At 61.6% G+C, this 13,669-nt stretch carries 14 protein-coding genes and 1 tRNA gene; 12 read left to right on the forward strand and 3 right to left on the reverse strand.

What is annotated here, in order from left to right:
* Window positions 1-126: 126 nt before the first annotated feature.
* Genes ACRAWE_RS03160 through ACRAWE_RS03170 form a run of 3 tightly spaced genes read left to right on the forward strand, consistent with a single transcriptional unit; the run spans window position 127 to window position 2,633 of the window.
* Window positions 127-1,047, forward strand: coding sequence for an alpha/beta hydrolase (locus ACRAWE_RS03160; RefSeq protein WP_025160200.1), 921 nt, complete (start codon window positions 127-129; stop codon window positions 1,045-1,047).
* Window positions 1,047-1,982, forward strand: a complete 936-nt coding sequence (locus ACRAWE_RS03165) for an alpha/beta hydrolase (protein ID WP_063919700.1) — start codon at window positions 1,047-1,049, stop codon at window positions 1,980-1,982. Before ACRAWE_RS03160 ends, ACRAWE_RS03165 begins: the two co-directional genes overlap by 1 nt.
* A 15-nt stretch (window positions 1,983-1,997) precedes the next feature.
* Complete coding sequence (locus tag ACRAWE_RS03170) at window positions 1,998-2,633, forward strand: SDR family oxidoreductase (RefSeq protein ID WP_432525560.1); 636 nt, start codon at window positions 1,998-2,000, stop codon at window positions 2,631-2,633.
* A gap of 133 nt (window positions 2,634-2,766) precedes the next feature.
* On the opposite strand, the gene ACRAWE_RS03175 is transcribed toward ACRAWE_RS03170, so the two are convergent.
* Window positions 2,767-2,842: transfer RNA gene (locus tag ACRAWE_RS03175), tRNA-Asn, on the reverse strand.
* Between the two features lie 433 nt (window positions 2,843-3,275).
* Between ACRAWE_RS03175 and ACRAWE_RS03180 the strand changes: the two genes are divergently transcribed.
* The 5 genes from ACRAWE_RS03180 (at window position 3,276) to ACRAWE_RS03200 (ending at window position 8,316) form a co-directional block, all read left to right on the forward strand.
* The gene (locus ACRAWE_RS03180; RefSeq protein WP_019452435.1) at window positions 3,276-4,394 is read left to right on the forward strand and encodes a branched-chain amino acid ABC transporter substrate-binding protein; all 1,119 of its coding nucleotides are present in this window, start codon (window positions 3,276-3,278) and stop codon (window positions 4,392-4,394) included.
* Window positions 4,395-4,519: 125 nt separating this feature from the next.
* The gene (locus ACRAWE_RS03185) at window positions 4,520-5,434 is read left to right on the forward strand and encodes an ABC transporter permease subunit (protein WP_432524765.1); all 915 of its coding nucleotides are present in this window, start codon (window positions 4,520-4,522) and stop codon (window positions 5,432-5,434) included.
* 10 nt (window positions 5,435-5,444) lie between these two features.
* A complete protein-coding gene (gene livM / locus ACRAWE_RS03190; protein WP_197667759.1) occupies window positions 5,445-6,731 on the forward strand; it encodes a high-affinity branched-chain amino acid ABC transporter permease LivM in 1,287 nt (428 codons plus the stop codon).
* The gene (locus ACRAWE_RS03195; protein ID WP_019452438.1) at window positions 6,728-7,603 is read left to right on the forward strand and encodes an ABC transporter ATP-binding protein; all 876 of its coding nucleotides are present in this window, start codon (window positions 6,728-6,730) and stop codon (window positions 7,601-7,603) included. Before livM ends, ACRAWE_RS03195 begins: the two co-directional genes overlap by 4 nt.
* Window positions 7,600-8,316: an ABC transporter ATP-binding protein gene (locus tag ACRAWE_RS03200; RefSeq protein WP_019452439.1), complete on the forward strand. Its 717-nt coding sequence runs from the start codon at window positions 7,600-7,602 to the stop codon at window positions 8,314-8,316. The genes ACRAWE_RS03195 and ACRAWE_RS03200 overlap by 4 nt, the downstream gene beginning before the upstream one ends.
* A 29-nt stretch (window positions 8,317-8,345) precedes the next feature.
* On the opposite strand, the gene ACRAWE_RS03205 is transcribed toward ACRAWE_RS03200, so the two are convergent.
* Window positions 8,346-8,768 (reverse strand): winged helix-turn-helix transcriptional regulator, encoded by a 423-nt coding sequence (locus tag ACRAWE_RS03205; RefSeq protein WP_019452440.1) that lies wholly within the window; start codon window positions 8,766-8,768, stop codon window positions 8,346-8,348.
* 86 nt (window positions 8,769-8,854) lie between these two features.
* On the opposite strand from ACRAWE_RS03205, the gene ACRAWE_RS03210 reads away from it, so the two are divergent.
* Complete coding sequence (locus ACRAWE_RS03210) at window positions 8,855-9,802, forward strand: aromatic alcohol reductase (protein ID WP_432524769.1); 948 nt, start codon at window positions 8,855-8,857, stop codon at window positions 9,800-9,802.
* A 13-nt stretch (window positions 9,803-9,815) separates the two neighbouring features.
* Here the strand turns inward: ACRAWE_RS03210 and ACRAWE_RS03215 are convergent, their stop codons facing one another.
* Window positions 9,816-10,502: an aspartyl/asparaginyl beta-hydroxylase domain-containing protein gene (locus ACRAWE_RS03215; protein ID WP_019452443.1), complete on the reverse strand. Its 687-nt coding sequence runs from the start codon at window positions 10,500-10,502 to the stop codon at window positions 9,816-9,818.
* Window positions 10,503-10,528: 26 nt separating this feature from the next.
* On the opposite strand from ACRAWE_RS03215, the gene ACRAWE_RS03220 reads away from it, so the two are divergent.
* The 3 genes from ACRAWE_RS03220 to ACRAWE_RS03230 all read left to right on the forward strand — a co-directional run bounded on the left by ACRAWE_RS03220 (window position 10,529) and on the right by ACRAWE_RS03230 (window position 13,528).
* Window positions 10,529-10,696 (forward strand): hypothetical protein, encoded by a 168-nt coding sequence (locus ACRAWE_RS03220; RefSeq protein WP_156785426.1) that lies wholly within the window; start codon window positions 10,529-10,531, stop codon window positions 10,694-10,696.
* Window positions 10,697-10,769: 73 nt separating this feature from the next.
* Window positions 10,770-11,960 (forward strand): sugar transporter, encoded by a 1,191-nt coding sequence (locus tag ACRAWE_RS03225; protein WP_019452444.1) that lies wholly within the window; start codon window positions 10,770-10,772, stop codon window positions 11,958-11,960.
* Window positions 11,961-12,133: 173 nt separating this feature from the next.
* Window positions 12,134-13,528, forward strand: a complete 1,395-nt coding sequence (locus ACRAWE_RS03230) for an MFS transporter (RefSeq protein WP_432524772.1) — start codon at window positions 12,134-12,136, stop codon at window positions 13,526-13,528.
* The last annotated feature ends 141 nt before the right edge of the window (window positions 13,529-13,669 follow it).

A 13,669-nucleotide genomic window follows, 5' to 3' on the forward strand; every position in this document is an offset into this window, starting at 1 on the left:
CTCGGCTGATTAATCATTTAAGTGATAGGTCCAATCATTATTTTGGGTCTAATCATCTTAATGTTCAATGTCTATAGTGAGAATCAGAAACGATGTAGTTAACCGACCACCCTGATGAGGAACCGGATGATGAACCAGAAAATCAGCTTCACTAATAGCAATAACCCAACCATCGATCTTTCCGCAGTGCTCTATTTGCCACCGGCGTTCGACGCGGGCCGTCAGTATCCGGCCATCGTCGTTTCTCACCCGGGGGGCGGCGTGAAAGAGCAAACCGCCGGCACCTATGCCGCAAAACTGGCGGAGCAGGGATTTGTGACCGTGGCTTACGATGCCTCTTATCAGGGGGAAAGCGGCGGCGAACCGCGTCAGTTGGAAAACCCTTATATCCGCACCGAAGACGTCAGCGCGGTGATTGATTACCTGACCACGCTGCCTTATGTCGACAACGAGCGCATAGGCGCGATGGGAATTTGCGCCGGCGCGGGCTATACCGCCAACGCTGCGATCCAGGATCGCCGCATCAAGGCGATCGGCACCGTCAGCGCCGTCAATATCGGCTCGATGTTCCGCAACGGGTGGGAAAACAATGTGAAGTCCATTGATGCGCTGCCGTATGTTGAGGCGGGTTCCAACGCCCGTACCGGCGATATCAGCAGCGGTGAACATGCCACCATGCCGCTGGCGCCGATGAAAGAATCCGATGCGCCGAACGAAGAGCTGCGCCAGGCCTGGGAGTATTACCACACCCCGCGCGCGCAATATCCGACGGCGCCCGGCTATGCGACGCTGCGCAGCCTCAACCAGATCATTACCTACGACGCCTACCATATGGCTGAAGTGTATCTGACTCAGCCGATGCAGATCGTGGCGGGCAGCGTGGCGGGCAGTAAATGGATGAGTGACGATTTATACGATCGCGCCGCGAGCAGCGACAAGCGTTACCACATCGTCGAAGGTGCGAATCATATGGAATTGTATGACGGCAAAGCCTATGTCGCCGAAGCCGTTTCCGTCCTGGCGCCGTTCTTTGAAGAGACACTGTAATGAAAAATGTTCGCATCCAAAACGCCGATATGGCCTGGCACATCGCCGCCAACATTCAGCTGCCGCCAAGGTTCGATGAATCCAAGCGCTACCCGACGGTGGTCAGCGTCCATCCTTTCGGCAGCTGCAAGGAACAAACCTCCGGCAATGTTTACGGTAAGGCGTTGGCGGAACAGGGGTACGTCGTTATCGCCTATGACGCCAGTTTTCAGGGGGAGTCGGGCGGGGCGCCGCGCTGGATAGAAGATCCGACCCAGCGGGTGGAAGACATCAGCCGCGTCATCGACTATGCCGTCACCTTGCCGTATGTCGATGCGGAGCGTATCGGCGTGCTGGGCATTTGCGGCGGCGGCGGTTATGCCGTCAATGCCACGCTGACAGAGAAACGCATCAAAGCCGTGGTGAGCATCACCGGCGTTAATATTGGGCGACTCTTCCGCGAAGGCTTCAGCGGCTACGATCCGCTGGGCGCGCTGAACGCGATGGCTGCGCAGCGCACCCGGGAAGCGCGGGGCGGAGAGCTTCAGGTCAATGAACTGCTGCCCGCCAGTCCTCAAGAGGCAACGGCCCATGGGCTCACCGAACGCGACGTTTTCGAAGCGACAGACTATTACAAGACCGCGCGCGGCCAACAGCCGGGTGGCGCGACACGCATGTTGTTCTCGCATGCGCAAAAAACGCTGGCCTGGGATGCCTTCGCCTTTGCCGAGGTGCTGCTGACTCAGCCGGTGATGGTGGTGGTGGGCGAGAAAGTCGGTGCCTTTGGCGCCTATCGTGATGGCATGGAAGTCTATGGGCGCGCAACGGCTTCGGCGCATCGCGAGCTGGTCTCGTTAGCGGACTTTTCACATTACGAGCTGTATGACAAGCCGGAAGCCGTTCGTGCAGCGATGGACAAGGTGCTGCCGTTTTTAGCCGCGCACCTGGGTGAATAACCGATGGAGAACACCATGAAAAATGTATTGATCCTTGGCGCCGGCGGCCAAATCGCCCGTCATGTTATCGACCGATTGGCGGATGAACAGTCGCTTGTGCAAACGTTGTTCGCTCGCCGGCCGGAAAAAATCCGGTCGCGCCCGGCCAACGGCCGGATCCTTATCGGCGATGTGTTGAACCCGTCCGCATTGAAACAAGCGATGCAGAGCCAGGATCTGGTGTATGCCAACCTGACGGGGGAGGATCTGGATGTGCAGGCTGAGGCGGTGATTGCCGCCATGCAGGCCAGCGACGTCAAGCGCCTGATCTTCGTTCTTTCGCTGGGGATTTATGATGAGGTCCCGGGAAAATTCGGTGAATGGAACAACGCGATCATCGGTGAGCCCCTCAAGCCATTTCGTCGGGCGGCTGACGCGATTGAAGCCTCCGGGCTGGACTACACCATTCTGCGCCCGGCCTGGTTAACGGACGAAGACCAGGTTGACTATGAGCTTACCGCCCGCAATGCGCCGTTCAAAGGAACCATCGTATCGCGCAAGAGCGTCGCCGCTTTAATTGCCGACATCATCGAGCAACCGAAAAAACATCTGGGTGGGAACATCGGCGTCAACCAGCCGGGCACTGACGGTGACAAGCCGTATTTTATGTAAGTGCCTTCAATAACCTATAGCAACCTATAGCGTTAAGGCAGTGTTCAGAAAGCCGGTGGCATCTCTGCCATTGCGCGCACGCGCCAAAAGCAAAAAGCCCGCTTAAGTTTCCTTAAGCGGGCTTCTCTAAATATGGCTCCTCTGACTGGACTCGAACCAGTGACATACGGATTAACAGTCCGCCGTTCTACCGACTGAACTACAGAGGAATCGTGTGAACGGGGCGAATAATAGCGGGGCACCTGGGGTTTGTCAAAGCGCTAAACTGCAAAAAAAGCGCGTTTGCTGGCGGAATGAACATCTTGCGCTGTTTTTCGGCATTTTCCATCGCTGTGCGGTGATTTTGTGGCCCACAACGATTGCACAAGCCTTTGCACGGCGATGGTGCAAGGCCGTTCTCCCTCTCACGCTAGCCGCACTGCCCAGACTCTCGGTTATCCCCGCCACACGCTGCGCTGCAACTGATATGTAGGATGAATAAGCAAACAATATGTATTCGTCGTCACAATGGCTGGATTTTTGCTTACCCATTTTTGGGGAATGCGACTGCGCTCTCAAGAAAATTATTTTCCCCGTCTACACATAAAGTGACTGATCCGCGCCCCAGGGCGTTTCGCTACAACAGTGCTGAGGAAGATAACAATGTCATCGAAATTGATAAAAAGTCCGCTCGCTGCTTTGCTCATCGGTTGTTTAGGCACGGCCTTTTCTGCGCAGGCCGATATCGTCATCGGCGTCGCCGGGCCGTTCTCCGGGCCGAACGCCACCTATGGCGATCAGTATTGGCGCGGCGCTTCGCAGGCGGCGGCGGACATCAACGCCGCCGGCGGTATCAAAGGGGAAAAAATCAAGCTGGTGCAGGGGGATGACGCCTGCGAACCGAAACAGGCTGTCGCGGTCGCCAACCGGCTGGTGGATCAGGACAAGGTCTCGGCGGTGGTCGGCCATTTCTGCTCCTCTTCCACCATGCCTGCCTCCGAGGTGTATGACGAAGCCGGCATCATCGCCATCACCCCCGGCTCCACCAACCCGCAGATCACCGAGCGCGGCATGAAGACCATGTTCCGCATGTGCGGGCGCGACGATCAGCAGGGCGCGATCGCCACCAACTACATGCTGGATACGCTGAAGGCCAAACGCATCGCGGTGATCCACGATAAAGACACCTACGGCCAGGGGCTGGCGGATGCCGCCAAGGCGGCGATGAACAAGCGCGGCGTCACAGAGGTGCTGTATGAGGGGCTGTCGCGCGGCGAAAAAGACTTCAACGCGCTGGTGACCAAGATCGCCTCGGTCAAGCCGGACGTGGTTTACTTCGGCGGCTGTCATCCGGAAGCCGGGCCGCTGGTGCGCCAGATGCGCGAGCAGGGCGTGACCGCCAAGTTCTTCTCCGGCGACTGCGTGGTGACCGAAGAGCTGGTGACCGCTGCCGGCGGGCCGCAGTACACCAACGGCGTGCTGATGACCTTCGGCAACGATCCGCGCCTGATCCCGGAAGGCAAGGCGGTGATCGCCAAGTTCCGCGCCAGCGGCTTTGAGCCGGAAGGCTACACCCTCTATTCCTATGCCTCGATCCAGGCGATCGCCGCCGCCTTCAACGCCACCGGCGGCAAAGACAGCGCCAAGGCCGCCGAATGGCTGAAATCGCACGACGTGGACACCGTGATGGGCAAGAAAGCCTGGGACCAGAAGGGCGACCTGAAGGTTTCGGACTACGTGGTCTATCAGTGGGATGACAAGGGCAAATATCACCAGCTTTGAACAACCCAATACTGAAGTTGTGACCCCATGACAGACGGGCCCGCCGCTGTGGCGCGCCCGTTCCGCGATGACCTTTGGGCCGCATCGGACTGCGTTGGCGGCCTTACCAGGCGAGACTGCTCATTATGGATGTATTCTTTCTGCAACAGCTGATCAACGGCCTGACCCTCGGTCCGGTGTATGGCCTGATCGCCATCGGCTACACCATGGTTTACGGCATCATCGGCATGATCAACTTCGCCCACGGCGAGGTGTACATGATCTCCGCCTATCTCTGCGCCATCGGTTTGGCGCTGCTGTCGTTCTTCGGGCTGCACTCGTTCCCGCTGCTGATCCTCGGCACGCTGGTGTTCACCATCGTCATCACCGGGGTCTACGGCTGGGTGATCGAGCGCATCGCCTACAAGCCGCTGCGCAACTCTACCCGCCTGGCGCCGTTGATCTCCGCCATCGGCATGTCGTTAATCCTGCAAAACTACGCGCAGATTAGCCAGGGGCCGCGCCAGCAGGGCATCCCGACGCTGCTGAGCGGCGTGTTCCGCCTGGAGTTCGACGGCGGCGTGCTGCAGATCACCTACACCAAGGTGTTTATTCTGGTGGCGTCGCTGCTCGGCATGGCGATCCTCACCTACATCATTCAGCGCACCCGGCTGGGGCGCATCTGCCGCGCCACCCAGCAGGATCGCAAAATGGCCTCGATCCTCGGCATCAATACCGATCGGGTGATCTCGCTGGTGTTCGTGATCGGCGCCGCCATGGCCGGGCTGGCCGGCGTGCTGATCACCATGAACTACGGCACCTTCGATTTTTACGTCGGTTTTATCATCGGCATCAAGGCCTTCACCGCCGCGGTGCTGGGCGGCATCGGTTCGCTGCCGGGCGCGATGCTGGGCGGGCTGCTGCTCGGGGTGGCGGAGGCGCAGTTTGCCGGCATGGTGAACTCGGATTATAAGGACGTGTTCTCCTTCGGGTTGCTGGTGGCGATCCTGATCTTCCGGCCGCAGGGCCTGCTCGGCCGGCCGCTGGTCGCCAAGGTTTAAGGAGAACGCCATGTCGCAATCCGTGATCAACGGCGGGCTGGACGTTAAACGCAGCCTGCTGGACGCCGTCTTGGCCGGGCTGATCGCCCTGATCGTGTTCGGGCCGATCGTCGGCATCGTGCTGAACGGCTACAGCTTCAACTTCGAGCCGCACCGGCTGGTGTGGATCATCGTCGCGGTGATGGCCGGGCGGCTGCTGCTGAGCCTGTTCCTGCAAACCGCGCCGGGGCGTAAGGTGTTGGCGCGCTTCGACGGCGGCAACGACGGCGTCTACGTGCGGCCGCTCGGCTATAAATCCAACCTGCGCTGGATCCTGCCGCTGATGGCGGCGATCGCGTTGCTGTTCCCGTTCGTCGCCACCAAATACCTGCTGACGGTGGCGATCCTCGGCCTGATCTACGTGCTGCTCGGCCTGGGGCTGAACATCGTGGTCGGGTTGGCGGGGCTGCTCGATCTGGGGTACGTGGCGTTTTACGCCATCGGCGCCTACGGGCTGGCGCTGGGCTACCAGTATCTCGGGCTGGGGTTCTGGGCGATGCTGCCGCTGGGCGCGCTGATGGCGGCGCTGGCCGGCGCATTGCTGGGCTTCCCGGTGCTGCGCATGCACGGTGACTACCTGGCGATCGTTACGCTGGGGTTCGGCGAGATCATCCGGCTGGTGCTGAACAACTGGATGTCGCTCACCGGCGGGCCGAACGGCGTCTCGGTGCCGGCGCCGACGGTGTTCGGCCTCGAGTTCGGCCGGCGGGCCAAAGAGGGCGGGGTGCCGATCCACGAGTTTCTCGGCATCGATTACAACCCCAATCTCAAGTTCATTTTCATCTACGCGGTGCTGTTTTTGGTGGTGCTGCTGGTGCTGTATATCAAGCATCGGCTGACGCGCATGCCGATCGGCCGCGCCTGGGAGGCGCTGCGCGAGGATGAGATCGCCTGCCGCTCCCTCGGGCTGAACCACGTGCTGGTGAAGCTGTCGGCCTTTATGCTGGGCGCCTCCACCGCCGGGCTGGCGGGGGTGTTTTTCGCCACTTATCAGGGCTTCGTCAACCCGACTTCGTTCACCTTCTTCGAGTCGGCGCTGATCCTGGCGATCGTGGTGCTGGGCGGCATGGGTTCCACCCTCGGCGTGGTGCTGGCGGCCTTCGTGCTGACGGTGGCGCCGGAGTTGCTGCGCAGCTTCGCCGAATACCGGGTGCTGCTGTTCGGCGTGCTGATGGTGGCGATGATGATCTGGCGGCCGCGTGGGCTGGTGCGCATCAGCCGATCCAGCTTCGCTGAGCGCAAGGGGGTGGCGCCATGAGCGATGCCATTTTGCGGGTGGAGCACCTGATGATGCGCTTTGGCGGCATCAAGGCGCTGAACGACGTCAATCTGGAGGTGGAGCGCGGCTCGATCACCGCGCTGATCGGCCCCAACGGCGCCGGCAAGACCACGGTATTCAACTGCCTGACCGGCTTCTACCGCGCCACCGGCGGCGCGATCCTGCTCAATACCCACAAGCGGCCGACCGACGTGATCCAGGTGCTGGGGCAGAAGTTCCGCGCCGGCGACTGGATACGCCCGAAGCGGCTCGGTTCGCGTCTCTACTACAAGATGTTCGGCGGCACGCACCTGGTGAACCGCGCCGGGCTGGCGCGCACCTTCCAGAACATCCGCCTGTTTCGTGAAATGTCGGTGGTGGAGAACCTGCTGGTGGCGCAGCACATGCAGAGCAACCGCAACCTGATCGCCGGCGTACTGAATACGCCGGGCTATCGTCGGGCGGAGAACGCCGCGCTGGATCGCGCCTTCTACTGGCTGGAGGTGGTGGATCTGGTGGACTGCGCCAACCGTCTGGCGGGGGAGATGTCCTACGGCCAGCAACGGCGGCTGGAGATCGCGCGCGCCATGTGCACCGCGCCGGAGATGATCTGCCTCGACGAGCCGGCCGCCGGGCTGAACCCGGTGGAGACGGCCACGCTGAGCCGCATCATCCGTTTTCTGCGCCAGCATCACGGCATCACGGTGCTGTTGATCGAGCATGACATGGGCATGGTGATGGAGATCTCCGATCGGGTGATCGTGCTCGATCACGGCGACGTGATCGCCCGCGGCACGCCGCAGGAGATCCAACACAACGACGCGGTGATCGCCGCCTACCTGGGCGCGGACGAAGAGGAGCTGGCGGGATGAGCGAAGCGATGCTGGAATTTCGCGAAGTGGACGTGTTTTACGGGCCGATCCAGGCGCTGCGCAAGGTGTCGCTGCAGGTCAACGCCGGCGAGACGGTGGCGCTGATCGGCGCCAACGGTGCGGGCAAATCCACGCTGTTGATGTCGATCTTCGGCCAGCCGCGCATCGCCGGCGGGCAGATCCTGTTCGGCGGTGAGGACATCAGCCGTCGCTCCACGCACTACGTGGCAGCCGGCGGCATCGCGCAGGCGCCGGAAGGGCGGCGCATCTTCCCGGACATGAGCGTGGAGGAGAACCTGCTGATGGGCACCATCACCGTCGGCAATCGCTATCTGGCGGAGGATTTACAGCGCATGTTCGAGCTGTTTCCGCGCCTCAGGGAGCGGCGCAATCAGCGGGCGATGACCCTGTCGGGCGGCGAACAGCAGATGCTGGCTATCGCCCGCGCGCTGATGAGCCGGCCGAAGCTGCTGCTGTTGGACGAGCCGAGCCTGGGGCTGGCGCCGATCGTGGTGCGGCAGATCTTCGGCGTGCTGCGCGAGCTGACCCGCAGCGGCATGACGCTGTTTCTGGTGGAACAGAACGCCAACCACGCGCTGAAGCTGTCCGATCGCGGCTATGTGATGGTCAACGGCCAGATCCGCCTCACCGGCAGCGGCCAGGAACTGTTGAACGATCCTGAGGTGAGAAAGGCCTATCTGGGCGGCGGCTGAGTGCCGCCCAAGGGCAGGGAAGCCCGCGTTCATTCCTCGGCGGCGTTGCGCTGTTGGTCATCGTAGTGCGAGCGGGCCGTCCTGAAAGCGTCGGCGGAGGAGATAATCCACGACCAGAGCGGCAGCATGTTGAGCAGCATCGTTTCCCCCGCTTCGGTGATGGCGTACACCACGCGGGGCAGCTTTTCCTGATAATCGCAGCGCGATATCAGCCCGTCCCGCTCGAGATGGCGCAGCGTCCGCGTCAGCATTCTCTGCGTCACGCCCGCCAGCTGGCGGCTTATCTCGCCGTGGCGCAGCGGCCCGTGAGTGCCCAGGATATGCAATACCCCCAGCGACCAACGGTTGCCCGCATGCGCGAGGATCTCACGCTTCAACCCTTCATCGTCGTTGCTCAGTTCTTCACAGAACGCCTGCGAAAATTGCAGCAGCGCTGCGCGATCGCTCGTCATATTCCTCTCCGGTATCACGCGTGTACCTAATTGAACCCGTTTTTGTCAGCTGTCAGGATGACGCAGTGTTAAGACAGGAGGCAAGAATGAAATCCACAAATCCATCTATCAATACCGTGCTCATACTCGGCGCCGGTGAACTGGGGCTGCCGGTATTGCGTGCGATGAGCCGGCAGGCTCAGCGGCATGCGAATGTCACCATCAGCGTGCTGCTCCGGCCGGAGGCCGCCCGCGCCGTCAGCGGCCCGCATCGGGCGCGGCGAGATGAGCTGATGCGGCTCGGCATCGCCGTGGTGGAAGGCGATCTGCAGCAAAACGGCGTGGAGGCGCTGAGTGCGCTATTCCGTTCCTTCGACGCAGTGATCAACTGCAGCGGCTTTGTCGGCGGGACGGGCACGCAGATAAAGATCACCCAGGCCGTCTTGCAGGCGGGCGTGGCGCGCTATTTCCCGTGGCAGTTTGGCGTAGATTACGATGTCGTGGGTAAAGGCAGCGGGCAGCAGGTGTGGGATGAACAGCTCGAGGTGCGCCACCTGCTGCGTGCGCAGCGTGCGACGGAGTGGGTGATTGTTTCCACGGGCATTTTCACCAGCTACCTGTTTGACCCCGGCTTTGGCGTGGTGGACGCGGCAAGCAAAACGGTGCGCGCGCTGGGCGACTGGCGCTATGCGGTGACGCTGACCACCCCTGAGGACATTGGCCGGCTGACGGCCGAGATTTTTTTCCATCGGCCCGCGTTTCGCAACCAGGTGGTTTATATCGCCGGCGACACGTTGACCTACCGCGAGCTTGCCGATCTCCTGCAGGCGCACTGGGGCGTCGAGGTCAACAGAACCCTGCTCGACTCCGCACGGCTGCAGGAGGCGGTGCGGAACCATCCGCATGACGTCGGCGCCAAATACCGGCTGGCTTTCGCCCGGCCCGACGGCGTAGCCTGGGACAAGGCGGCAACCTTCAATGCGCGTCAGGGCCTGCTCACCACCACCGCCGGCCAGTGGCTGGCGCGGTATTGGCCGGTCGCTCACGGCGGTTGATCGCCTGAGCAGTTCAGAACTGGCGCTGCATCCAGCGCACGTTCAGCCGCACCAGCGCGATGATGGCGCTGGAGAGCAGCCGCAGCCCGCCGGGCATGTCGCGACGGCGGATATCCAGCAGCAGCACGGTGCGCACCTGCGCGCTGTCGTTCCACACCTCGTGTTCGAAAGTGTCGTCCCACAGCATGAATTCCCCCTCATGCAGACGGTATTCGCGGCCGTCCACTTTCAGCACCGCCGCCGGTACGCCGTCGGCGCGCTTGGGCATGTCCAGCACCAGATAGCCGCGCAGAATGCCGCGGAACGGGCCGCGGTGGGGCGGCACCTGCTTGCCGGGCGCCAGGAAGGAGAGCGAGGCGGACAGCACGTCCGGCGAGGAGGCGATCAATGCCGCCAGCGCAGGGCAGCGCGCCAGGTTGCGAGCGATCGGCTGGCCGTAGGCCTTCATGATGAACATGCGCCAGTCGCGCGCGTCGTTGGCGGAGATAGACTCCTGTTGGATCATGATCTCGTGAAAGCGTGGGATATTGTGCAGATCGTGGGCGACGGTCAGCGCCTCTTCGCGGATCTGCCGCCACTGGGCGGTGAAACGTTCCGCATCGGGGAACAGCGCGGCGCTGTCGAGCACCGGTTGGCCCTGAATGCGACGATCGTAAACATTGCGCAATGCGAGCACGGACCAATCATAAATCGCGGACATAATGACCTCGCCTCAGGAAACGCCAAATGGACACTGCGCGCGGTTCTTCGGCGCGGCGCATCGTCTTGCGGCGGCTGAAGGAAGAGCGGCAGGAAAAATTGGTACGCTTCAAGAGATTAGCACAGCATTTGTGCAACCGTGTGTCTGCGAGTGTGTCGAAATGCGGCGAAAAAAACCACACAATTAAAGTGTGACGCGTATCGCATTTAGCGCGGCGGTTGGTTAAAATATCGCTACTTGCCCGCACCTGTCCGGATTTTGTTTACCATGGAACACGCACCCGTTTCGCGCTCAACCGCCTGGTTGCGCGTGGTTATCCTCGCCGTCTCGGCCTTTATCTTCAACACCACCGAATTTATTCCGGTCGGGCTGTTGAGCGATATCGCCGCCAGCTTCTCGATGCAAACCGAACAGGTCGGCCTGATCATCACCATTTACGCCTGGATCGTCGCCGCCGCCTCGCTGGCGTGCATGTTGCTGACCAGCAAGATCGAGCGCCGCAAGCTGCTGATCGGCGTGTTCATCCTGTTTATCGCCAGCCATGTGCTGACCGCCGTGGCCTGGAACTTCACCACGCTGGTGATTTCACGCGCCGGCGTGGCGCTGGCGCACTCGGTGTTCTGGTCGATCACCGCCTCGCTGGCGATCCGCGTGGCGCCGCCGGGCAAGAAAGCGCAGGCGTTGAGCCTGCTGGCGGGCGGCACCGCGCTGGCGATGGTGCTCGGGCTGCCGCTCGGGCGGGTGGTCGGGCAGCTACTCGGCTGGCGCATGACCTTTATCGGCATCGCGGTGTGCGCCACTCTGGCGCTGGTGCTGCTGTGGCGCCTGCTGCCGGTGCTGAAAAGCGAGCACTCCGGTTCGCTGGCCAGCGTGCCGCTGTTGTTCAAACGCCCGGCGCTGGTGGCGCTGTACATGCTGACCATCATCGTGGTGACGGCGCACTTCACCGCCTACAGCTACATCGAGCCGTTTATCCAGACCGTGGCCGGGCTGTCGGAAAACTTCACCACGCTGATGCTGCTGCTGTTCGGCGCCGCCGGCATCGTCGGCAGCCTGCTGTTCAGCCGCTACAGCGAGCGGTTTCCTTCCGGCTTCTTTATCGGCGCCATCGCGCTGCTGGCCCTGAGCCTGCTGCTGCTGTTGCCGGCCGCCGGCAGCGAAAGCCACCTGACGGTGCTGTGCATTTTCTGGGGCATGGCGATCATGGCCATCGGCCTGTCGATGCAGGCCAAGGTGCTGAGCCTGGCGCCGGACGCCACCGATGTGGCGATGGCGATCTTCTCCGGCCTGTACAACTTCGGCATCGGCAGCGGCGCGCTGTTGGGCAATCAGGTGAGCCTGCATCTGGGGATGGGCAACATCGGTTTCGTCGCCGCGCCGCTGGCGCTGATCGCCCTCGGCTGGTGCCTGCTGAGCTTTTACCGCAGCGAACGGTTGCAGCAGCACCACAGCCGTTAATCCACCGATTCGGGATGCCGGCCGGCATCCCGCGCTACATTTTCTCGCTATAAAACAGGCCGCTGCAGCGTTTTATGCTTAACTTTTTTTCATAGTCTGCTAATTAAAAATTTAACTCCGGCGTCGCTTCGCTAGCATAGAAAGTCATCAAAAATGTTAATGCGAGGTTAACGGTGAGTGACTCTATAGCGGCGTCGCCGATCCATGCGCGGGATTTGGCGGCCAGAATCGACGCCTTGCCCGCGTCGGCCGGCCTGTGGCGCTTTATCATTTTGCTGTCGCTAGGCGGCTTTTTCGAACTCTACGATCTGTTCCAGACCGGCTATATCAGCACCGGCCTTATCGCCGACGGCATTTTCCACATTGGGGTGCTGGGCGTCTTCGGCGTGTCGGATCAGGCGGCCTTCGCCGCCGCCACCTTTCTCGGTCTGTTCGTCGGCGCCAGCCTGCTGAGCCCTTACGCTGACCGCTTCGGCCGCCGTGCCACCTTTATGTTTGCCCTGATCTGGTATGGCGCCTTCTCGCTGTTGCTGGCGTTTCAACAGCAGGCGGAATGGGTGATCTTTCTGCGCTTTCTGGTGGGAGTGGGGCTCGGCATCGAGCTGGTGACCATCGATACCTACCTGACGGAGTGGGTGCCCGCGCACTTGCGCACCCGGGCTTTCGCCTTCGCGTTCTTCGTGCAGTTCCTGTCGGTGCCGGCGGTGGCGCTGATGTCCTGGTGGCTGGTGCCGCAGACGATTTGGGGGCTGAGCGGCTGGCGTTACGTGGTGATCGCCGGCGCGCTGGCCTCGCTGGTGATCTGGCTGGTGCGCAAGGGGCTGCCGGAGTCGCCGCGCTGGCTGGTGCAGCAACGGCGCTATGCGCAGGCGCGGCAGGTGATGCGGGACATGGAACGGCGCTGCGGCGTGGCGCCCGCGGAGTTTCCGTTGCGCCCGGCTGAAGAGGCCGACGGCGCGCCGCAGCGCGGCCGCTTTCGCGACATCTGGGCGCCGCAGTATCGCGATCGCACGCTGATGCTGGTGGTGATGAACTTCTTTCAGGCCATCGGCTTCTTCGGCTTCGGCAACTGGCTGCCGGCGCTGCTGTCGGGCAAGGGCGCGTCGGTCACGCACAGCCTGCTGTACGCTTTCTTCATCACGCTGGCCTATCCGCTGGGCTCGCTGCTGTGCAGTTTTTACGCTGACAAGATGGAGAACAAGTGGCAGATCGTGTTGTCTTGCCTGGTGACGGTGATCTTCGGCTCGCTGTTCGCGCTGCAGAACAATCCGCTGTGGCTGATCCTGTGCGGCTTCTTCATCACCTGGTCCAACGCCTGGCTGACCTACAGCTACCACTCGTATCAATCCGAGATCTTCCCGACCCACATCCGCGCCCGCGCCGTCGGTTTTTGCTACTCCTTCAGCCGCCTGTCGACGGTGTTCAGCAGCATCATCATCGGCATTATCTTGCAGTACGGCGGCTCGCTGGGGGTGATCGCGTTTATCGTCGCCAGCATGCTGATCGTAATGCTGGTGATCGGGCTGTTTGGCCCGAAAACGCGCGGCATCGATCTGGAAAACATCTGACGTTATGCGCCGGCGGCTACGCCGGCCTCTTCAGCAAAAAAACTCGCGATCATGCGAAAATTATTCCGTTATCACTGCCTTTACGCCTGCCGTACTGTTAACCCGTACAAAATCCAATTCGATACCGAACGGGGAGCACGT

This window comes from Serratia sp. BFP-2025 (assembly GCF_050880365.1).
Taxonomy (GTDB): domain Bacteria; phylum Pseudomonadota; class Gammaproteobacteria; order Enterobacterales; family Enterobacteriaceae; genus Serratia; species Serratia surfactantfaciens.